General features: G+C 29.6%; 22 protein-coding genes and 1 tRNA gene. 3 read left to right on the plus strand and 20 right to left on the minus strand.

Annotated elements, in window-relative coordinates:
• Positions 1–30: 30 nt before the first annotated feature.
• From scpA to MC378_RS00250, 11 genes are all read right to left on the minus strand, one after another.
• Positions 31–2,103 carry a methylmalonyl-CoA mutase gene (gene scpA / locus MC378_RS00200; RefSeq protein WP_242176698.1) on the minus strand — a complete coding sequence of 691 codons (2,073 nt, stop codon included), beginning with the start codon at positions 2,101–2,103 and terminating at the stop codon, positions 31–33.
• Positions 2,104–2,432: 329 nt separating this feature from the next.
• Complete coding sequence (locus tag MC378_RS00205; RefSeq protein ID WP_242176699.1) at positions 2,433–3,788, minus strand: methylmalonyl-CoA mutase subunit beta; 1,356 nt, start codon at positions 3,786–3,788, stop codon at positions 2,433–2,435.
• Complete coding sequence (locus tag MC378_RS00210; protein WP_242176700.1) at positions 3,788–4,105, minus strand: FtsB family cell division protein; 318 nt, start codon at positions 4,103–4,105, stop codon at positions 3,788–3,790. Before MC378_RS00210 ends, MC378_RS00205 begins: the two co-directional genes overlap by 1 nt.
• A 2-nt stretch (positions 4,106–4,107) precedes the next feature.
• On the minus strand, positions 4,108–4,713 hold the full coding sequence (gene udk, locus MC378_RS00215; RefSeq protein ID WP_242176701.1) for a uridine kinase: 606 nt from the start codon (positions 4,711–4,713) through the stop codon (positions 4,108–4,110).
• Between the two features lie 357 nt (positions 4,714–5,070).
• Positions 5,071–5,144, minus strand: a tRNA-Thr gene (locus tag MC378_RS00220).
• A 63-nt stretch (positions 5,145–5,207) separates the two neighbouring features.
• Complete coding sequence (locus MC378_RS00225) at positions 5,208–6,509, minus strand: cryptochrome/photolyase family protein (protein ID WP_242176702.1); 1,302 nt, start codon at positions 6,507–6,509, stop codon at positions 5,208–5,210.
• On the minus strand, positions 6,510–6,974 hold the full coding sequence (locus tag MC378_RS00230) for an SRPBCC family protein (RefSeq protein ID WP_242176703.1): 465 nt from the start codon (positions 6,972–6,974) through the stop codon (positions 6,510–6,512).
• Positions 6,975–7,442 (minus strand): TspO/MBR family protein, encoded by a 468-nt coding sequence (locus MC378_RS00235; RefSeq protein ID WP_242176705.1) that lies wholly within the window; start codon positions 7,440–7,442, stop codon positions 6,975–6,977. It abuts the gene before it with no gap.
• Entirely contained in the window at positions 7,442–7,918 is a 477-nt protein-coding gene (locus tag MC378_RS00240) for a glutathione peroxidase (protein WP_242176706.1), read from the minus strand. Before MC378_RS00240 ends, MC378_RS00235 begins: the two co-directional genes overlap by 1 nt.
• 37 nt (positions 7,919–7,955) lie before the next feature.
• Positions 7,956–8,171 (minus strand): hypothetical protein, encoded by a 216-nt coding sequence (locus MC378_RS00245; protein ID WP_242176707.1) that lies wholly within the window; start codon positions 8,169–8,171, stop codon positions 7,956–7,958.
• 79 nt (positions 8,172–8,250) lie between these two features.
• Positions 8,251–8,475, minus strand: a complete 225-nt coding sequence (locus MC378_RS00250) for a hypothetical protein (RefSeq protein WP_242176708.1) — start codon at positions 8,473–8,475, stop codon at positions 8,251–8,253.
• Positions 8,476–9,198: 723 nt separating this feature from the next.
• On the opposite strand from MC378_RS00250, the gene MC378_RS00260 reads away from it, so the two are divergent.
• The 3 genes from MC378_RS00260 to MC378_RS00270 are packed head-to-tail and all read left to right on the plus strand — an operon-like array spanning position 9,199 to position 10,605.
• Entirely contained in the window at positions 9,199–9,954 is a 756-nt protein-coding gene (locus tag MC378_RS00260) for a hypothetical protein (RefSeq protein WP_242176710.1), read from the plus strand.
• A 2-nt stretch (positions 9,955–9,956) separates the two neighbouring features.
• On the plus strand, positions 9,957–10,379 hold the full coding sequence (locus MC378_RS00265; RefSeq protein ID WP_218773188.1) for a DUF5675 family protein: 423 nt from the start codon (positions 9,957–9,959) through the stop codon (positions 10,377–10,379).
• A complete protein-coding gene (locus MC378_RS00270; protein ID WP_218773187.1) occupies positions 10,357–10,605 on the plus strand; it encodes a hypothetical protein in 249 nt (82 codons plus the stop codon). Before MC378_RS00265 ends, MC378_RS00270 begins: the two co-directional genes overlap by 23 nt.
• A 1,339-nt stretch (positions 10,606–11,944) precedes the next feature.
• On the opposite strand, the gene MC378_RS00275 is transcribed toward MC378_RS00270, so the two are convergent.
• The 9 genes from MC378_RS00275 to MC378_RS00315 form a co-directional block, all read right to left on the minus strand.
• On the minus strand, positions 11,945–12,985 hold the full coding sequence (locus MC378_RS00275) for an RES family NAD+ phosphorylase (RefSeq protein WP_242176711.1): 1,041 nt from the start codon (positions 12,983–12,985) through the stop codon (positions 11,945–11,947).
• A gap of 2 nt (positions 12,986–12,987) precedes the next feature.
• Positions 12,988–13,923: a sce7725 family protein gene (locus MC378_RS00280; protein WP_068704643.1), complete on the minus strand. Its 936-nt coding sequence runs from the start codon at positions 13,921–13,923 to the stop codon at positions 12,988–12,990.
• Positions 13,884–14,789 (minus strand): sce7726 family protein, encoded by a 906-nt coding sequence (locus MC378_RS00285; protein WP_242176713.1) that lies wholly within the window; start codon positions 14,787–14,789, stop codon positions 13,884–13,886. Before MC378_RS00285 ends, MC378_RS00280 begins: the two co-directional genes overlap by 40 nt.
• Before the next feature lie 120 nt (positions 14,790–14,909).
• Positions 14,910–15,572, minus strand: a complete 663-nt coding sequence (locus MC378_RS00290; RefSeq protein ID WP_068704639.1) for a P-loop NTPase family protein — start codon at positions 15,570–15,572, stop codon at positions 14,910–14,912.
• Between the two features lie 48 nt (positions 15,573–15,620).
• Positions 15,621–16,286 carry a hypothetical protein gene (locus tag MC378_RS00295; RefSeq protein WP_068704637.1) on the minus strand — a complete coding sequence of 222 codons (666 nt, stop codon included), beginning with the start codon at positions 16,284–16,286 and terminating at the stop codon, positions 15,621–15,623.
• Positions 16,287–16,319: 33 nt separating this feature from the next.
• Positions 16,320–16,598, minus strand: coding sequence for a helix-turn-helix domain-containing protein (locus tag MC378_RS00300; RefSeq protein WP_068704635.1), 279 nt, complete (start codon positions 16,596–16,598; stop codon positions 16,320–16,322).
• 319 nt (positions 16,599–16,917) lie between these two features.
• Complete coding sequence (locus MC378_RS00305) at positions 16,918–17,763, minus strand: RteC domain-containing protein (protein WP_215968337.1); 846 nt, start codon at positions 17,761–17,763, stop codon at positions 16,918–16,920.
• An 89-nt stretch (positions 17,764–17,852) separates the two neighbouring features.
• Positions 17,853–19,805, minus strand: a complete 1,953-nt coding sequence (locus MC378_RS00310; protein WP_215968336.1) for a heavy metal translocating P-type ATPase — start codon at positions 19,803–19,805, stop codon at positions 17,853–17,855.
• 57 nt (positions 19,806–19,862) lie between these two features.
• Positions 19,863–20,276 (minus strand): Fur family transcriptional regulator, encoded by a 414-nt coding sequence (locus MC378_RS00315; RefSeq protein ID WP_215968335.1) that lies wholly within the window; start codon positions 20,274–20,276, stop codon positions 19,863–19,865.

Here is a 20,276-nt window from a genome sequence, read left to right on the forward strand (position 1 = left end):
AACTTAATTTAAGTTTGATCGTTTATTTAATTATTCGGCTACACTGTCAATTAATATGGTTAGTAAATCTATAGCAGCTTGTGCAATTTTGGTACCAGGACCAAAAACACCTACAGCGCCTGCATCGAATAAGAATTGATAATCTTGTGCAGGTATTACTCCTCCAACAATTACCATAATATCTTCTCGACCATATTTTTTTAATTCTGCAATTACTTGTGGTACTAATGTTTTATGACCTGCTGCTAAGGAAGAAATACCTAAAATATGTACATCGTTTTCTACAGCTTGTTTTGTAGCTTCTATAGGTGTTTGAAAAAGTGGTCCGATATCTACATCAAACCCTAAGTCAGCATAACCAGTAGCTACTACTTTTGCGCCTCTGTCATGGCCATCTTGTCCTAATTTTGCAATCATAATTCTTGGACGTCTTCCTTCTAAATCTGCAAATTTGTCTGCTAATTCGGTAGCTTTTTTAAATAGCTTGTCGTCTTTTATCTCTTTACTATACACGCCAGAAATGGTTTTATGAACTGCTTTATGTCTTCCAAAAACTTCCTCTAAAGCATCTGAAATTTCACCTAAACTAGCTCTGTTTCTTGCTGCTTTAACTGCTAAATCTAATAAGTTTTCTTTTCCTGTTTTTGCAGCTTCGGTTAAAGCTACTAAAGATTTTTTTACGGCAACAGCATTTCTTTCTAATTTTAGTTTGTTTAATCTTTCTATTTGTGATTTACGAACAGCTTCATTGTCTACTTCTAAAATGTGTAAAGGGTCTTCTTTTTTTAATTGATACTTATTTACTCCAACAATAACATCTTGTCCGCTATCAATTTTTGCTTGCTTTTTTGCTGCGGCTTCTTCAATTCTCATTTTTGGAATTCCTTTTTCAATTGCTTTTGTCATTCCTCCTAATTCCTCAACTTCTGTCATTAATTCCCAAGCTTTGTTGGCAATATCTTCAGTTAATTTTTCTAGATGGTAGCTTCCAGCCCAGGGATCTACCGTTTTTGTAATATGTGTTTCTTGTTGTAAGTAGATTTGTGTGTTTCTTGCAATTCTAGCTGAAAAATCCGTTGGTAATGCAATGGCTTCATCCAAAGCATTTGTATGTAAGCTTTGTGTGCCGCCAAAAGCAGCAGCCATGGCTTCAATCGTTGTTCTAGCAATATTGTTAAATGGATCTTGTTCTGTTAATGACCAGCCACTTGTTTGACAATGGGTTCTTAATGCTAGAGATTTTTGATTTTTAGGATTGAATTGTTTTACAATCTTTGCCCACAACATTCTTGCGGCTCTTAATTTTGCGATTTCTGAAAAATGATCCATACCAATGGCCCAAAAGAAAGACAATCTTGGAGCAAAAGAGTCGATATCCATTCCTGCTTCTATTCCTTTTTTTAGATATTCTAATCCGTCTGCCAATGTATAAGCTAGCTCAATTTCTGCAGTGGCACCTGCTTCTTGCATATGATATCCAGAAATAGAAATCGAATTAAATTTTGGCATATTATTGCTGGTGTATTCAAAAATATCTGCAATAATTTTCATGGAAGGAGAAGGAGGGTAGATGTATGTGTTTCTCACCATAAACTCCTTTAAAATATCATTTTGAATAGTTCCTGCTAATAAGTCGGCAGAAACTCCTTGTTCTTCTGCGGCAACAATATAAAAAGCTAGAATTGGTAAGACCGCTCCGTTCATAGTCATAGAGACAGACATCTTATCTAACGGAATTTGGTCAAATAAAACTTTCATGTCTTCAACAGAATCTATAGCAACACCTGCTTTACCAACATCACCTTGTACGCGTTCATGATCTGAATCATAACCTCTATGAGTGGCTAAGTCAAAAGCAACAGATAGTCCTTTTTGACCGGCTTCTAAATTTCTTCTATAAAAGGCATTGCTTTCTTCTGCTGTAGAAAAACCAGCATATTGTCTTATGGTCCATGGTCTTCTTACGAACATTGTAGAATAGGGGCCACGTAAATTTGGCGCAATTCCTGCTACAAAGTTTTCGTGTTCAAAAGCGATAGAAGGTTTTGAATACGATTTTTTCAATTTAAGAGTATCAAATGATTTTCTAGTTGTTTTCTTCATCTAATTTTAGCTTCATTAAATCGTATAGTTTTGTGCTTATTCTTTTCAATTCTTTCTTTTTAATTTTAATTTTCTTAAAATTTTGAAATATAAAAAGAGTACTAATTAATATTAAAATTATTATTGTTGAAATAATAAAGTTTATACCGTTTCCAAAATAATGGTATACCTTTTCTTCTAAATAAAATGTAAGAACAATTGTTATTACCATTAACCCTAAAAGATATTTTGGGGTCTTTGTTTTTATGTGTTCAATCTCTTTTTCAAGAATATTTTGCCTATTACGGTGCTTTATTATTTCATTATTATTCCCCAAAACAAATACGTGTTTAATTAGTTTCTTCTTGTAATCTTTCTTTTTCTAATGTTTCTGAAAGACGACTTTTTATTATTGGGGGGATTAATGTTTTAATATTTCTTTTTTTTGCAAAAGGATACAACTCCAAATCATTTTTCATTGTATCATTTTTATTGGATTGTAAGTTTGTTCCCAAAAGTACAATCTCTTTTTTGTTTAGTTTTTCTAATTCTTTTTCGCTACTTTCTTTAATCTTTTTTTGAATCTTGCCGTCCTTTAGTTGTTTTAAAAATCCACCAGATTGTTCTATTTGTTTAAAAATTTCTAATGCTTTTTCAGCTAATTGCTCTGTTAAAGACTCAATATAATATGCTCCATCAGCAAAGTTTTGAGCTTCATTTAAATAACTTTCTTGTTGTAAAATTAATAATTGATTTCTTGCAATTCGTTCTCCAAATTCATTTGATTTATGATAAATTGTGTCATAAGCAATGGTAGAAATAGTGTTTGCACCACCCAAAATAGCACTCATAGTTTCGGAAGTTGTTCTTAGTAAATTTACGTTGTAATCGTATAAGGTTTTATTACGTAAACTAGGTTGAACAAATAAATGAGCTTCAGTGTCTAGGATGTCGTATTCATTTAAAAGTGTTTCCCATAAGATTCTGAAAGCTCTTAATTTAGCAATTTCAAAAAAATAATTACCACTTACAGACATTATAAAGTTAATTTTATGGGCATTTTTACTACCAATATGTTGTAGGTACTCGTTTGCATGTGCCAAAGTATATGCAAGTTGTTGACTAATGTTTGCTCCGGCATTTTGATACAAGTCACCAGAAACAGAGATGCAATTACTAGTAGATTTTACAATGTTATCTAGCTTTTTAAAATCGTCTTTTAAGCTAACAAACCAATTGCCGCTTTCTGCTAAATGGCCAATAATATCGGTTTGAAAAAAAGTATGTTTTGACTTGATGTAATTTGAAAGTTCAATTTGAAATTCCTCATTTAAAAAGTAAAAATTAAAGTAAATAAATGTTGACTTTACATTAATGTTTTGAAGCACAATTTTATAATCAAAAACAGAATTGGCTTTAAATTGAATTGAATTAGCTCCTCTTTTTAATGCGTCTGTAGCTAACGAATTTGCAATTTTCTCATCATCAATAAAAATAGTTTGACAAATATTAAATCCTTTTTTAGGAGTATTTATTTTTTGATTTGATCGATCTTCAGATGTGTAAAAAGGTTTTACAACAATGCCTTCTTCGGTTTTCCAAAGTAAAGTTTCATTATAGTCTGCACCTTTTAAATCTGCTTGAATTTTTTGTTTCCAAGCTGTAGGTGTCGTTCCTTTAAATTCATCAAATAGAAAATTACTCATTATTTTTTAATGGTATCAAATTCAATTATATATATGTCTTCGTTTTCCTTTTTCATTAAATATTTTTCTCTAGCAAAACGCTCCAATTGCAAAGAATCTTCTAACTTTTTTATCGTAGCCTTGTCCTCTGCTATTTTTGTTTTGTAAAATGAAATGGTGTTTTCTAAATCGTTAATTTCTTTATCAAATTTACGATGTACCAAATATGAGTTTTCATCAAAAAATAACATCCAAATTAAAAATGGAATAAAAATTAAAACAAAAATATTTGTAATAATTTTTACGACTTTATTATTTTTAAAGGTACGAAAAGTCATTATTATAAACGTTCGTTAATTACTGTTCTTACAATGTCTATGGCTACGGTGTTAAATCTATCATTAGGAATAATTAAATCGGCGAAATTCTTTGTTGGCTCAATAAATTGCTGATGCATAGGTTTTAGGGTGTCTTGATAACGGTTTAAAACTTCATCTATGTCTCTTCCTCTTTCTGTAATGTCTCTTCGAACCCTTCTAATTAAGCGTTCATCTGTATCTGCATGTACAAAAATTTTAATATCGAAAAGGTTTCGAAGTGCTTCGCTATTAAAAATTAAAATTCCTTCTACAATTACAACTTTTCTAGGATGTGTTTTTACAGTATCTTTTGTTCTGTTATGTGTTACAAAAGAATAAACTGGTTGTTCTATTATTTCGCCATTTTTAAGAGCTGTTAAATGTTTTACTATTAAATCGAAATCGATTGCTCTAGGATGATCGAAATTTATTTTGGTTCTTTCTTCATAAGATAAGTTATTTGTTTCCTTGTAATAAGAGTCTTGTGATATTACGCAAACTTCATCTGCAGGAAGTTGATTGATTATTTGATTTACAACAGTAGTTTTTCCACTTCCTGTTCCTCCAGCAATTCCAATTATTAACATTTAGTTGTGTTTAGTTTCACAAATTTACAAAAATCTAAAGATTTTTATAGATTAATAAAGTTATTGATTTTAATATCTTTTGCTTTTAAAGCAAACATTAAATTATACAAGTTAAAAAAGGTTGTGTTTATGTGTATAAAATGTTAGTTCCTTCTTTTTTTATATCAAAGGAATATACCACAAAAATACAAAACGTTTAATCGTTCTAAAAATAAGAAATTATATAAAAAAAAGTTAATTTTTTTTGAATGATTGAAACTTTTTTTTAGTGTAATTATAATCTTAAAAAGGTGGTTTATAAAAGTTTAATCTAAAAAAAAATCTCAAAAAATATTTTTTTGAGATTTTTAAATTAAGAGCCGATGGAGGGACTCGAACCCACGACCTGCTGATTACAAATCAGCTGCTCTAGCCAGCTGAGCTACATCGGCTTTTTGAATTAAGAGTTTGCAAATTAAATACAAAAAAAGAAACTGAACAAGATAAATTTGATATTATTTTAAAGCGTCTTTATAAACGCTCAAACAGCGTTCTCTTGCTAATTTATGATAAACAATTGGACTTGGATAAGTCAATTCTTGAAAGTCTGTAACCCAGCTTTTTATATAGGTTAAATCTTTGTCAAACTTTTGAATTTGGGTTGTAGGGTTAAAAATTCTAAAGTAAGGGGCAGCATCAACACCACAACCAGCAACCCATTGCCAGTTACCAACGTTACTTGCTTGCTCGTAATCGTGTAATTTTTCTGCAAAGTATGCTTCTCCCCATCTCCAATCAATTAATAAATGTTTGCATAAAAAACTACCAACTAACATTCTTACCCTGTTATGCATAAAACCAGTTTGATTTAATTCTCTCATTCCAGCATCAACTAAAGGATAACCTGTTTTTCCTTTACACCAAGCTTCAAATTCATTTTCGTTATTTCTCCACAGAATTCTATCGTATTTGGGTTTAAAACTGTTTTTTGCGGTCAGTGGAAAATGCCATAAAATTTGCATAAAAAACTCACGCCAAATCAATTCTTTTAAAAAAGTGTTGTTATTACTTTTAGACGCTAGGTTAACCATTTTACGAATACTAACGGTTCCGAATCTTAAATGGGTTCCTAATTTTGATGTACTGTTTTTTGAAGGAAAATTTCTGGTTTCTTCATAATCATCAATAAGTTCTGGGCTAACTTTATAAGATTCTATTTTTATAGAAGATTTTGTAAAGCCAATTTCATCTAATGTTTTAATTTGATGTTTTTTAGTTTTAATGAAATTTTCTAAATTCTTTTCTGAAGGGAAAAAATGTACTCCTTTAAAATGAAAAGATTCTAACCACTTTTTAGAGTAAGGGGTATATACTTTATAAGCTGTTCCGTCTTTTTTTACAATTTCATTTCTTTCAAAAATCACTTGATCTTTATAAGTGTTAAAATTAATGTTTTTTGAAGTAAGGAATTCTTTAATTTCTAAATCTCTTTTGATGGCGTATGGTTCGTAATCGTTATTTGTGAAAACAGAATGTATGTGGTGTTTTTGAATAAGATTTGTAAATACATCTTTTGGGGTTCCATAAAAAACAGTTAAAGAGCTCTCTATTTTTTTTAGTTGATTATTGAGGTTTTCTAATTCTTGATGTATAAAAGTTACTCGCGCATCATCCTTTGGTAGTCTTTCTAAAATTTCTTTATCGAAAATAAAAATTGGTAGCACTTTTTTTTTAGAATTTAATGCGTGAAATAGTCCGCAATTATCATCTAAACGGAGGTCTCTTCTAAACCAAAAAATGTTGATTTCCTCGTTCATTTACTTGTATTCTCCAAAAAGTTCAATCATTTTTTTTTGTCTGTAGTTAAAGATCTCTTCTAGTTTTGGTTTTACTAAAATAGGATATGCTAATTGACCTAAAATTCCCATAGGTATTTTATAATCGATAATGTCTTCCATTTGTACGCCTCCTTTAATTTCTTTGATAAAATGTTTATGATGCCATAATGCATATGGACCAAAACGCTGTTCATCTACAAAATATTCATTTTCTTTTACATGTGTAATTTCTGTTACCCATTTTGTTTTAATTCTAAGAATAGGGGTAACAATGTACTGTATAATTTGACCCGCAAACATTGGTTTTTCAGTTCCAGAAAGAATATCAAAACTCATATAATCGGGTGTAATGGTTTTTAAATTTATAGGATTAGATAAAAATTCCCAAGCTTTTTCAATACTAATTGGGATGTTTTGTTTTTTATGAAGTGTGTATATTTTCATTTAATTATAAATTAAAAAGTATAGATTTAAAGATGTTGCAATACACAACCAGATCATGTAAGGAAGAATTAAATATCTATAGTTACCAACATTTTTACTTAGTTTGAAGAAATAATAGAATATAATTAATGATAGTATTACAATCACTATTAAACCAAAGAAAACTAAATGCTGATTGAAGAAAATGTAGTTCCAACTAATGTTTAATATAGATTGAATAAAGAATACGATTGCTAATAATTTTTTTCTTTTATCTTTTATGAATAAATGCCCTAGATAAATTGAAAAACAAATCATTATAGTTGTCCAAGCAACACCGAAAAACCATCCAGGAGGAGTCCAAGGAGCTTTGTTTAAACTTGTGTACCATTCCGTTAAAGGTCCATTATTCATAAGAAAACTACCCAAAGCAAGACTTCCGAAATTGATAAATAAAAATAAAATTATGAGTTTAAGAAGTGGCTTCATTATTTAAAATGCTTAGTAATTTTAGAACTTAAAGGTTTTGTAATAGAAAAGTAGTAATCAACTAATTTCCCTTCTGGAGAAACTAAATATTTTTGAAAGTTCCATTTAATAGAAGAACTCTTTTTTCCGTTTAATTTTTTTGAAGTAAGCCAAGTATACAATGGATGTTGATTTGTACCTTTAACATCTACTTTCTCTGTTATTAAAAAAGAAACGCCATAATTTACTTGGCAAAATTCTTGGATCTCATCGGAATTACCAGGTTCTTGTTTTCCAAATTGATTGCATGGAACCCCAATAACAACTAAGTTATTTTTATAAATGTCATTTAGTTTTTGTAAATCTTTGTACTGTGGGGTAAAACCACATTTGGAAGCAACATTTACAAAAAGAATGTATTTCCCCTTAAAAGCAGAAAAATCAACAGCTTTATCTTGTAAACTGTTGATTTTTATATTGTAAATTAAATTTTCCATACAAGTCTTTATCATTAGAAAGACTTTAGAAAAATGTTTATCGTCTTCCTTTTAAACGCTTTTCAATTTTTTGTTTCACAGCGGTTAATCGTTTCATTTGATCCATAATTTCTGGATCTTTTTCTAATTTATAAACTTCGTTAAGTTCTAAAATTAAAGCTTTTACTTCTCTAGAGGCTAATATTCTGTCACTAGTAGTTTTAAATGAGAATTTTCTGTTCTCAAACTCTGTGGCTCTTTCAATTAAATTCATTCTATCTATAGTGTTTCCTTTTTTCTAATTTTCGAATATAATTATAAAAGTTAGAAATACAAGGGGAAATATAGCTTTTTTATGCAGTTAAAGGTTTTCCTTTTAAACGTCTTTCAATTCTCTGTTTAATAGCTGTTAGGCGTTTCATAATGTCCATTATTTCTTCCTCTTTGTTTTCTTTATACACTTCATTAAGGCTTAAGATTAAATCTTTTGCCTCTCTTGCTGCTAAAATACGATCACTTGTTGTAGGGAATTTCATTTTCCTATGTTCAAATTCTAATGCTTTTTCTATTAGTTCCATAAATTCATTTTATTATTATAATTTATCATAACAATTATCTTGCCGAATTTCTCAAATATAGTAAATGTTTAATTAATTAAAAAATTTATTAAACAAAATATTGAATTGTCATGAATTAAAAAAGCCAATAACAATTTGTTATTGGCTTTTTGTCGGGGTGGCAGGATTATAACTGCTTCCCGTTTATGTTTAATAATCAATAAGTTATGTAATTTTCAAATTACGTGGTAACCGAATGGGTAACTTTATTGATAAGAACTTTCGCTTTGTATTAGTTTACACTTGAGCGATGCAAATATAGCAACCTCAACTTAACAATACAACATAAATTTACACAAATTTTATGAAAAATAAAAGTAGATTGTAACTAATTAATATACTGGTTGATAACTTCTATTTCTATACCTGAATACTCCGAAAATTCACGTATAGTAACAAATTGATGAGGTTCTTTATCTTGTAATTCTCGGATAGTTTGAAGTAATTTACGCCCATATCGCTCACTCCTACCTGTTATAAGTTGGATATCTTTTGCATATATACATATTCGTTTGCGATTCATAAGGCTTTATCTAGGGCTTATCTATGCTTTTTCATACAAATATAAAGCCATCTGTGGTTTATTTGGTAAAATCGGTTTATATAGCATTTAACGGAACTTGATTTTTTAATACCTGAATACAAGTTAGTTGTTTTGTTTTATTAATCAAAAAATGAAATATTATGGCAAGACAAACAGGAATTATTAAATTAAAAGGAACTATCGGTGGTATTTCTTTTTACAAAACAAGTGATGGACATCTAGCACGCGAAAAGGGTGGTGTTGATGCCAGTCGTATTGCAAATGATCCTGCGTTTCAGAGAACGCGTGAAAATGGGTCGGAATTTGGACGTGCAGGAAAAGGTGGAAAAGTATTGCGAAATGCTATTCGTATTCTTTTGCAAAATGCAAAAGATAAACGTGTAGTTTCTCGATTAACAAAAGACCTTTTAGCTATCATTAAGACAGACACGACCAATGATAGAGGTTTAAGAACCTTAACAGAAGGGGATTTAAACCTATTATTAGGTTTTGAATTCAATCTGAATGGTAAACTGGGTACTACTTTGTTTACACCTTTTGTAAATGCGTTTGACCGTGTTTCTGGGGACGCTACTTTAGATATTGCTCCTTTTTCTCCAACTTTAAGAATTGCAGCTCCAACTGGAACAACACATTTTAAAGTGGTTATGGGTGCTGCTGAATTGGATTTTGAAAATGAAGCTTCAGTTTTTGAAAATGACGAAACAGCAATTCTGCCTTACACGCCTGCTGATACAGCTGCAATTGCTTTAACAGCGTCATTAACTGCAAACTCTACTGTAGATGTTGTTCAGGTGCTTGGTATTGAATTTTATCAAGAAGTAAATGGGCAAATGTATGAGTTAAAAAACGGTGCTTACAATGCCTTATCTGTTGTTACTATAGATACTCCATAATTATGGATTTAATACTCTATAGAGCGTATTACAAAGAGGGTACTAATGGTACTCTCTTTTGTTCTGATACCTTTTTATGTCACACAATAGAGCTTCCCTGGAAAAACAACAAGCGTAATTTATCGTGTATTCCGGAAGGCTCTTATGAAATCGTTACAAGGTATTCTAAACGTTTTCAAAATCATCTTTTAGTTAAAGGTGTAAAAAACAGACGATTGATTTTATTTCATCCAGCTAATAATGCTTTAAAAGAATTAGAAGGATGTATTGCACCAGTAACCTATTTAAGTAATATAGGTATGGGAACTCAATCAAGACCAATGATGCAAAAACTATTGTCTTTGGTACATCAAGCAAAAGACCGTAAAGAATCTATTTTATTAACTATTAAATCACAAAATTATGAACATTGTAGAACGTTATAAAAAACCAACTCCGAAGTTTTTCAAAATTTTAAGAAATATTGGTATTGCTTTGGCAACAGCTGGTGGTGCCATTATTGCAGCTCCAATCACAATGCCAGCTATTGTTGTAACAATTGCAACTTATATGACAGTTGCCGGAACAGTTGCCACAGCTGTAAGTCAAGCAGTTGTTAAAGATGAAGGTAAATCTGAAATTAAAGCTAATGCAACTAACGATGGACCATAATACAAAAGCTAGTTTTTTGGGTGGTATTTTCTTTTCTTCAGTTGTAAATATTGGTGTTGAAGATTTTATCACTACCAGTATTTTAGCTATTGTTGGCGCAACAGTTAGTTTTTTTGTTTCAATTTTTTTGAAATTTTTATACGAAAAGCTTAAAATTAAACTCAAAAAATAGTTTTGGAACTACAAACCCAATAACATTAATTTTAAAAGAGAAACGAAAAAAGCCTAAAAAAAAGGAAAGAGAAAGCAGAGAACACCAAGCACGCTAGTGCTTATCTTTGTTTTCTCTTTCCTTTTTTCAATAATAAATGTTATCTCTTTTCGGGGTAAAGTGACGTAGGTGGAAGTAATTATTGATGTTAGGGTTGGAAAAAATAAATAAAGTGCATTATGATAATAATGTGCTTTTTTTATGCGCTGTGTTGAGGTGGGTAAATGTAAAGAGTGATTCCCTGATAAGGGATTGAACGAATGAAATGCATCCTACCACAGACACTTGGCAAACATTAATAATTGCTGTAACCTACACCGTTGAATGGGTGGTGGGGAAAAGAGGCATCTAATGTTTGTTAACGAAATGAAACAAGCAAATACTTGAGATAAGGAAAACTTGGACTTAACGATGGTTTTGTGCAGTTGAATGAGGTAAGGAATTATAATAAAGTTAAAATACCTAGTGCGCCGGCAGCAGCGAGAATAAGTGTATTGCTTTTTATTTGATTGTACTGTTTTTTTGATTGGTTTTGTTAAAAGTGAATGTTTTGAAAATATTACTTATGAGTTAGATTATTGAAATATATAAGTTTATTTGATTGTTAATAGCATTTACTTTTAGTGAAACCAACTATCCTGATTTTTTCAAATAAAAAGTTATACTCTTATTGGCTTTTTTTTGATTTTATAGGTGCTTTACAATTTCTTTTATAAACTGAAATTTTAATGATTTTAAAAATATTCACTTAAATTTACCAGTAGGCACTTATAAAAACAATGTAAAAAAGACGGAATGTTATTAAATTATCTACTTGTTATTATTAATTACTGGATGCGCGTCGGATGTGTGGCTATTTTACATAATGGCGTTATAGTGCCTGGAGTTTTTCACGGAAGAGCAGTATAACTGCACGTTATGTAAATATAGCTTGGGATAGCGTTTAAATTATTAGCTTTTGGCATTGTGCAGCTCTTTGCAGTTGTGTAATGAGGCACGAATGAAACAAGCTGTAATGTGCTGCATAAGTGAGGCAATTTAAACGCTATAAAGGAATGGCGAGGGGAACAAACTAAAAGACAGAGGATTTTGAGGAACGAAAAAACTAGGTTTTAGTTTGTGGGGAAATTATATAGCTGCTTTATGATGCAAATCAATACCTTCAATTTCATAAACTTGTGTTGTTTTACAATTTAATTTTTCAGGATTAAAAATTGCCAAATTATATCCTTCAGAATATAAGGAACTTTGATATTCTACACCATCAAAACCTAATGATTTAATGAACTCTGAAATATATTGAGTAGGAATATAATCTAATTGTTTATCTAACTTACGAATTGGTAATGAAATTTCTTTTTGTAATGTTTGAATAAAAGGAACATAAATTAAAAAATCTTCAATTGCTTCATTTTCTGACCAAGGAATTGGATCATCTTTTGGATTCCTTAAATTTAAAATTTTTAAATCTTCTTTTAACTGAAATTCGCCAACAGTTACATAATCAAAGAGTGAAGCTCTTGTTTCATATAAAGATGTTTTAAGTGTATCTGCAACATATAAATAAGAAATACCTTTAGGGTTTGCTCTACCTCCAGTAGTAACTTCTTTTGGTGGATTACCCATTTTATCTGGCGCAAAACCTTTCTTGTCTGAAATACGACAACGGTAAAATATTCTTCCTTTTTTAATTTCTTTATAAAAACTTTCGTGCTCAAAAAAATTGGCTAGTTTTTTTAAATCTATTGTATTTTGAATGTGGTAACGATTTGTATATTTTATTTCTTCTTTAAAATCTTCCCAAATACCGTGAATTTGATTTGTTTCAGAGAGTAATTCTATCTTAATTTCAGAAGATACGTTACTATTAAATAATTCGGTAATATCTTCCATTTCATCTATAAAAATTGCTTTAAATAGTTCTTTGGAATCTTCAACTATATCTGTTGTAAGGTTAAAATCTTTTTTTAAAGATTGAGCTATATCTTGGTTAGAGCTAGCATCAACAGCGTATAAGGACAAGAAATTTCTAAAAAAAGGAATTAACTCTCTAGGTGTATAAATAGATACATTTGTTGATTTACAAAAATTACAGTTACCAACTCTATCATCAGCATTTATTATACTAATGATATAATCACTAGTAAAACAGTTTACACAACAATTCATAACTAAATGTTTTTAATTACTAATTCGATGTGATTCATAATTGACAACTTTTTTAAAGTGCCAAGACCAGGGAAATGACCTCTTTGGTGCAAATCTCGAAAAGTATTTACTGCATTTGTTTGTATGTCTTGTTGGTTGCACCAAGTAACTAACTTATGTATGGCTTCAGAAAATTTACCACCAATATCTGATACATCACCATTAGAGTCAGACACAAAATGTTTTACTCTTATTCTATCATTACCATCTATATAAGATAAATGTATTGCTACAGCTCTAGGTAAAAATCCTGAATCGGAATAATTATCACCTATAGTAAGAAAATCGCCAAAACCAACAAAACCATCTTCTTGATAATATTTGTATTCTTCAGAAAAGCTGCTTTCTAAATCAAGATAATCAGCATTTTTAGGCATTTCCTTAAAATAATCATCTAGTGATACTCGCGTGTTTTGAGCAAACTCTCTATAATATCTTCTACTTGTTTTAGAGAAGTAAATTAAGTTATAAACGATATTAAGATTTGTAGTAAGTAATTCTATATTATTACCGGAAACTTCAGAATTGTGAATTAAGGTAACACCATTAAAATTAAAATTCAGAGCACCTATAAAATCAATAAATGTTTGGATATTTCTTTCGGACTTATCATCCAAAATAACAGCTAATTGGAAGTTCTCATAGCCTTGTAAACTTTCTGAAACTACATCAATAATTTCTTGATGTTTTCCTTTTAAATCGCCAACTCTAGGGTTTATAATAATATTAAAATTAACATTTTTAGAAGCTAATTCTTTTAATGTTGATTTAAAAGTTGATGTACTTTTAACTGGTTCTATTACTGGTGAAGTTTTTAATATATCATCTGAAAATATAGAGCATAAATCTCTTAATGCGATTAATTCAAATTGTTTACCTCTAACATATGGGAAATACATACTTTGCTTTTTTGGGATAAAAAATTATCTAACTGTTGGTATTCATTATCAGAAAAGTTTAAAGAATAACATATATGTTTTAATGATTCTGGAATTTGTCTTTCTTTAAAACTTTCTGGGTTAGAAATATTTCTAAATTTTAATTTTTGAATTACTAATTTTTGAAATTCTAAAATATCAATATTTTTTGACAACTTAAGACATTCTCTGAATATTTGTGTATTAGGCACATTTGGCACAGCATTAAAATATGATTTAATTATACTTAAATATTCGTCTTTTCTTAATGTTTTAAATAATGTTTCGTGGTTAAAAACTGATTGATTTACTTTTGCTTCTTTTAAAGTTTTAAGTGCATTTCTATTAGTTAATTCAATAATACCAATATTAGAATTGTAATATTTTGTCAATAAATTAGGAATGTGTTTAGAGCTTGTTACAATGTAAATTTTATCAGCAAATTTTTCATAATCTGATATTTGTTTATCTAATTTCTCTAAACCATCAAGCTCTGTTTTTATTTCATAAATACGAGCTTCACCATTTAAAAGCACAAAATCTGCAATAGAATTACCTACTTTAAATTCATTTAAAGCAATGGTATTTTTAAGACTATATTTTTTAATTAAAAGCTTGTTAATTAGTACGTTTTTATAGACATATTCATTTTTATAAACCTTTAATAATGATTTGTAAATTTGATTTAGCACCTCAAGATTAGTAGTATTCTCATTAATTTTAGCATATCTGTTTATACGGTAAAATGTATCAAAATAATTATCTTCTCTTACTATTTTTTTAAAATTAGAGGCAGAAAATATTTGAGCTAAACTTCTTATTTGGGTTATGTCGCTAGTTTTGTCCATTATTCAACAAATTTACAAATTTCATTAAGAAGTCGTATAATTAACGACTTTTTCTGTTATAGATTTAAAACACGTCTATTTACTTATTATTGTTTTCAATATTTAAAAGCTATTAAAATTTTAACCTCGTTTGTCTTTACTGCTTGAATCGAAACTTATTAAGTTAAACATTTGTCGCATTCGAGAACGTACACGATTACCATATCTTTCTTCTAATTCTTGTGCATTTAGGTTGGTTGTAGCGTGTGTTCTTATTTTTCTTTTTAGGAATAAATCGTAACGAGATAAAAGAATTTCTCCCATTACATTACAATCTTTACCAAAATGACGACCAGTTGATTCAACACCTAAATCATCAAAACAATAAAAACTACTATTACCATATTCTTCAATAGTTTTGTAACCAATATTATTAAATGCGAATGTGATATTTCTAGCAGGAATTAGTTCATACGGTTTTTGATGTGGTACCATAAACCTTAATAATTTCATTAAACTTGTTTTACCACAGCCTACAGGTCCCGATAATAATATCCCTTTGTTTGGATCTATTTCTAATTTTTTGCAAGCCTCAAAATCACTTATAAAATAGACACATAGTTTATATAAAATAACCTCATCTTCTTCATAGATTTTAAAGTTTTTACCAAAGAGCAGCTTTCCTTTTGCATCAAGATAAATTAATATTTTTTTGAAATCGTATGAAATATTATTGTTATTAAATTCTCCTAATTGGTATTGAACACCTCCTTCTTTTATAATATGTGGTTGTATCTTATTCATAGTTTTAGATAGTGAGTTACTGAAATAAGCGCCGTATGACGCAAAGCGTTATAAAGGCTCATTGTAGTTTTTGTTTTTACTTGTCTTTAGGTTGTCTTGATTTTGGCTAACTGCTTTTTGATTTATTTTTGTTTTTATTTCTTCAGCTTTTAGCATCCAATTTTTAGCAGTAGCTTGCCAATTGACAATTTTTGTTTTTCCACCTACTTTCCAACCAATACCTTGATAATGATTAAAAAATTTTTGAGCTTCAATTATTGGCCATTTTTCATTTTTAAAAAAAGTAATAACATCATTTTCATTTTTTGGCTGGTCAAGTTTATTAATGTTTTTATTAGTTTGTATATGTTTATTATTAGATACCAGTGCTTGTCCGTTTATAGGATTGTATGAGTCCATAACTTGTTTATAACTTGTCTCAAAATTGAACATCTTAATTTTACTTCCCTTAAATGGATTGTGTGATGGATAGTAAATAATATATTTCCAATGATTTAGCTCTTTAATACATTTATGATATGTTGATTTAGAGCCTATCTTTGAAAAGCTCATTACTTCTTCTCGATTGATATAAAATTCGTCTAAAAACCGATTGTTATTCCAGATTTGGAATAATGCTATATATAAACTTATATGTGTTGGATTTAAACGGTTGTCTTTAGAGAATTGAATAAATACACCTTTTAGGTGTTTTATATAATTAACTTTTTGCATAGAATAGGTGTTTTAGCTGCACTTAAAGTGGCATTAAAACTTGTTGTGTATTCTATTGTCTTGCATTACTTTTTGAATATCATCATAATCGTAATAAATAACACCACCAACTTTAGTGTATGGTAACGTTCCGTTAATTCGTAAGTTTTGTAATGTACCTGGTGAAATACTTAACAGGTCGCGAACTTCTGGTGATTTTAACCATTTTTTAGTGGCTAAACCTGTTTTGTTATTGATGATTGTTTTAATACCTTCTAATAATTCTAATTTGAATTCGTGAAGATCTTCGGTTGTAATAATTGTTGCTGCCATAGTAAACGATTTAAGTTAAAAACAGCTACCACAACAAACTTTCGTTATCAATGGCAGCTATTAAATTGATTTAATTCACGAGTTAGAATGTTTTTTTCAAATAGGTATTCGTGAATCTGTGATTTGACTTTCGTTTAGCAAATATGAAGTGAATTATTGAGTGTTTTTCACAAGTTACACCCAACTTGGGTGTTTTTATACGCTCATATTTAATGAGTTACATTGATTTGTTTTAATGTTTTACTTGTAAAACATAGGCAATAAAAAAGAGCAAATACTATGATAATTATTTGCTCTTTAAAACACCCAAGTTGGGTGTTTATTCATCAGATTCTAGCATTTTATCTACTAAAGACTCTTTTAGTTTATCAATGAATTTTGTTTGATTTATTTTGCGTGAACGGATTTCTAAAAAAGTTCTGTAATAATCGCCCAAACTAACGTTAAACATTTGTTCGCAAATTAAGGCTACCTCTTTAATATCTGCTGTTCCACTATTTATTACTCCAGAACTATGAAGTGCATAAATGAGTTCTATTAAATCTGTTTTATTACCTGTCCAAAATAATTTTGATTGCTTTTGAAAAGCGTTATAATTTGCTTCCATACCATTGTTATTTTCAAGTTTATCAATTTCAGTTTTTAAATAAATTATTAGCATATCATAAGCAAGAATTGTGGCTACAGTAGAATCGTGGCTTGTAGAAAATTTATCATCTGCGAAAAAAGAAAGAGAATCTGGAAATAAACGAATATTAGCTTTTCCTCTTATAAAATATTCGTTATCCAAAAAAGTAGCACCTCGTCTATAATAATGATAAAACTCTAAATTATCATTAAAATAATTTTGCAACCTATCTATATGTTTGTTAAAATACTTTACTTGAGATTTGTTACTACTTCTTGGTCTTTTACTTTCAATACTAAATAATTTCACATAATAAATTAATTTACTAAAAACTTGAGGCTTAATATTTTTGAAAAAATAGATTTCATCAGAAGTTGATGCTGATTTTCGTTTTAACAAAAGTTCTCTTATTTGTTCAAGAGCTCTTTGAGTTACCTTAATACCCTCTTCAGACTTCTCTAAAACGCCTTCAATTTCTTTTTCTAAAAAATCTAAATTAGAATCTAATTTTTTTACTATTCTTTCAATTTTTTTCAACTTACAGTAGTTATGAGGACAATAAATCTGGTTTGTTTAAAAATACTTTACTTTAAAAAAATTAAAATAAATACAATGACTTTAATTATTTAACGCCATTGCATTCGTTGTAATCTTACAGCATTCAAAATTGCTAATAACGCAACACCTACATCAGCAAATACAGCTTCCCACATTGTTGCTAAACCACCTGCACCTAATATTAAAACAACTATTTTAACACCAAAAGCTAAAATGATATTCTGCCAAACAATTTTTCGAGTAGAACGACTAATTTTTATTGCTTTAACTACTTTTGAAGGTTGGTCTGTTTGGATAATGACATCAGCAGTTTCAATGGCAACATCACTTCCTAAACCTCCCATTGCAATACCTACATCACTTGCTGCTAAAACTGGTGCGTCATTAATACCATCGCCAATAAAGGCTATTTTATTTTTGGAATTTTGTTTTAAAGTTTCAACTTCATTCAATTTATCTTCGGGTAATAAACCACCTTTTGCTTTTTCAATGTTTAATTGAGAAGCTACTTTTTGAGTAATGGAATCTTTATCCCCGGAAAGCATCATTATTTTAGAAATACCGACTTTGTGCAAATTGGTTATGGTTTCTTTGGCATCTTCTTTCAATTCGTCTGCAATGACAACATAACCAGCAAACTTATTACCAATTGAAACTAAAACAATAGATTCTACAATAGTGTCGATTTCTTTTGCAACTTCAATATTATTGGCAGTCATTAATGCTTTGTTTCCAACTAAAACAGTTTTTCCGTTTACAATTCCTTTTAAACCTTTTCCTGCTATTTCTGAAACTTTGGTAGCATTAAAATCTGCTCCATTTGCTTTGTATTCTAAAATGGCTTTAGCAATTGGATGCGTAGATTGCTCTTCCATCGCCATTAAGTATTTCATAAATTCAGTTTCTTCCCAACTGATTGCTTTTACTTTTTTGATTTTAAAAACACCTTTGGTAACTGTACCCGTTTTATCCATAACCAACGTATTAATTTTGGTCATAGCATCAAGAAAAGAAGCACCTTTAAATAGAATACCGTTTTTTGAAGCTGCTCCTAAACCACCGAAATAACCCAATGGAATTGAAATAACTAAAGCACAAGGACAAGATATTACCAAGAAAATTAAAGCTCTATACAACCAATCTCTAAAGACATAACCATCGACAATAAAATAAGGTAATAATGTAACGCCTATGGCTAAAAACACAACAATTGGTGTGTAAATACGTGCAAACTTCCTTATGAATAATTCGGTTTTAGATTTACGAGCTGTTGCATTTTGAACCATATCGAGAATACGAGCAATGGAACTGTCTTTAAATTCTTTGGTGGTTTCAATTTCTATAACACCATTGAGATTGATACTTCCTGCAAATACTTTTTCACCTTTGGCAATGGTATCTGGTTTACTTTCACCAGTTAAAGCTGCTGTGTTAAATGATCCTTTTTCAGACAAAAAAACACCATCTAAAGGTACTTTTTCGCCAACACGTACTTGTATCTTTTCGCCAATATTTACGGCTTCAGGATTTACAGAAACATAATCTTTATTTCGATAAACTAACGCTTCCTTTGGTCTAACATCAAGCAATGCTTTAATGTTTGATTTTGCTCTATTAACTGCTGTGCTTTGAAATAATTCGCCTACTGCATAAAATAGCATTACTGCAACACCTTCAGGATATTCACCAATAATAAACGCACCAATGGTTGCGATTGACATTAAAAAAAATTCTGTAAAGACATCACCTTTTTTAATACTTTTCCATCCTTCTTTTACAACAGGAAATCCAACAGGTATATATGCTATGATATACCAAACAATGCGAATCCAATCTCTAAAAAAATTAATATCAAAATAATCTAAAGTAATACCAATGATTAGCATTACAAAACTTACTATCGCTGCACTATATGCTTTAAAATTATTGGAACCTTTACTGTGATTATGACCATCATCGTGACTGTGTTCTTTTTCAGAATTAGGTTTTATATCTCTTAAATTGAGTTTCTTTTTTTTCATTGATACTTAAATTTAATTCAAAGATGCTTTAAAATTGACTGCAATGGAAGTGCATTGTTAGCTACTACATTTATCACAAATACCTTTTACAACCAAGTTGACGTTTTCAGAAACAAAACCATCAGGCACTTTTATTTGAGGTATTTTATGTTCTGTTAAACATATAGTTTCGTTACAATTATTACAATGAAAGTGTAAATGTAAATCGGTTTCAATTTCACAACTGCATCCTTGCTCACAAAGGGCATATTTAGTAATACCTGTACCGTCGTCTATTTGATGAACAATTGCTTTTTCTTCAAATGTTTTAACTGTTCTGTATAAGGTGGTTCTATCTGCTTTTTCAAAAGCATTTTCAATATCGCTTAATGTAACTGCTATTTGTTTTTGTGCAAGAAACTTATATATAAGTAATCGCATTGCTGTAACACGTATCTCTTTTGACTCTAATAATTGTTCTATAGTTTGCAT

It is taken from the genome of Polaribacter marinus, from assembly GCF_022662535.1.
Taxonomy (GTDB): Bacteria; Bacteroidota; Bacteroidia; order Flavobacteriales; family Flavobacteriaceae; genus Polaribacter; species Polaribacter marinus.

Bases quoted from the DNA above. Each gene is read 5' to 3' on its own strand.
- MC378_RS00225 (WP_242176702.1), bottom strand. From the start codon at position 6,509: ATGAACGAGGAAATCAACATTTTTTGGTTTAGAAGAGACCTCCGTTTA.
- MC378_RS00245 (WP_242176707.1), bottom strand. From the start codon at position 8,171: ATGAATTTAATTGAAAGAGCCACAGAGTTTGAGAACAGAAAATTCTCA.
- MC378_RS00295 (WP_068704637.1), bottom strand. From the start codon at position 16,286: ATGCAAAAAGTTAATTATATAAAACACCTAAAAGGTGTATTTATTCAA.
- MC378_RS00275 (WP_242176711.1), bottom strand. From the start codon at position 12,985: ATGAATTGTTGTGTAAACTGTTTTACTAGTGATTATATCATTAGTATA.
- udk (WP_242176701.1), bottom strand. From the start codon at position 4,713: ATGTTAATAATTGGAATTGCTGGAGGAACAGGAAGTGGAAAAACTACT.
- MC378_RS00230 (WP_242176703.1), bottom strand. From the start codon at position 6,974: ATGAAAATATACACACTTCATAAAAAACAAAACATCCCAATTAGTATT.
- MC378_RS00280 (WP_068704643.1), bottom strand. From the start codon at position 13,923: ATGTATTTCCCATATGTTAGAGGTAAACAATTTGAATTAATCGCATTA.
- MC378_RS00235 (WP_242176705.1), bottom strand. From the start codon at position 7,442: ATGAAGCCACTTCTTAAACTCATAATTTTATTTTTATTTATCAATTTC.
- MC378_RS00265 (WP_218773188.1), top strand. From the start codon at position 9,957: ATGGATTTAATACTCTATAGAGCGTATTACAAAGAGGGTACTAATGGT.
- MC378_RS00290 (WP_068704639.1), bottom strand. From the start codon at position 15,572: ATGAATAAGATACAACCACATATTATAAAAGAAGGAGGTGTTCAATAC.
- MC378_RS00310 (WP_215968336.1), bottom strand. From the start codon at position 19,805: ATGAAAAAAAAGAAACTCAATTTAAGAGATATAAAACCTAATTCTGAA.
- MC378_RS00300 (WP_068704635.1), bottom strand. From the start codon at position 16,598: ATGGCAGCAACAATTATTACAACCGAAGATCTTCACGAATTCAAATTA.
- MC378_RS00240 (WP_242176706.1), bottom strand. From the start codon at position 7,918: ATGGAAAATTTAATTTACAATATAAAAATCAACAGTTTACAAGATAAA.
- MC378_RS00250 (WP_242176708.1), bottom strand. From the start codon at position 8,475: ATGGAACTAATAGAAAAAGCATTAGAATTTGAACATAGGAAAATGAAA.
- MC378_RS00205 (WP_242176699.1), bottom strand. From the start codon at position 3,788: ATGAGTAATTTTCTATTTGATGAATTTAAAGGAACGACACCTACAGCT.
- MC378_RS00270 (WP_218773187.1), top strand. From the start codon at position 10,357: ATGAACATTGTAGAACGTTATAAAAAACCAACTCCGAAGTTTTTCAAA.
- scpA (WP_242176698.1), bottom strand. From the start codon at position 2,103: ATGAAGAAAACAACTAGAAAATCATTTGATACTCTTAAATTGAAAAAA.
- MC378_RS00260 (WP_242176710.1), top strand. From the start codon at position 9,199: ATGGCAAGACAAACAGGAATTATTAAATTAAAAGGAACTATCGGTGGT.
- MC378_RS00210 (WP_242176700.1), bottom strand. From the start codon at position 4,105: ATGACTTTTCGTACCTTTAAAAATAATAAAGTCGTAAAAATTATTACA.
- MC378_RS00315 (WP_215968335.1), bottom strand. From the start codon at position 20,276: ATGCAAACTATAGAACAATTATTAGAGTCAAAAGAGATACGTGTTACA.
- MC378_RS00285 (WP_242176713.1), bottom strand. From the start codon at position 14,789: ATGGACAAAACTAGCGACATAACCCAAATAAGAAGTTTAGCTCAAATA.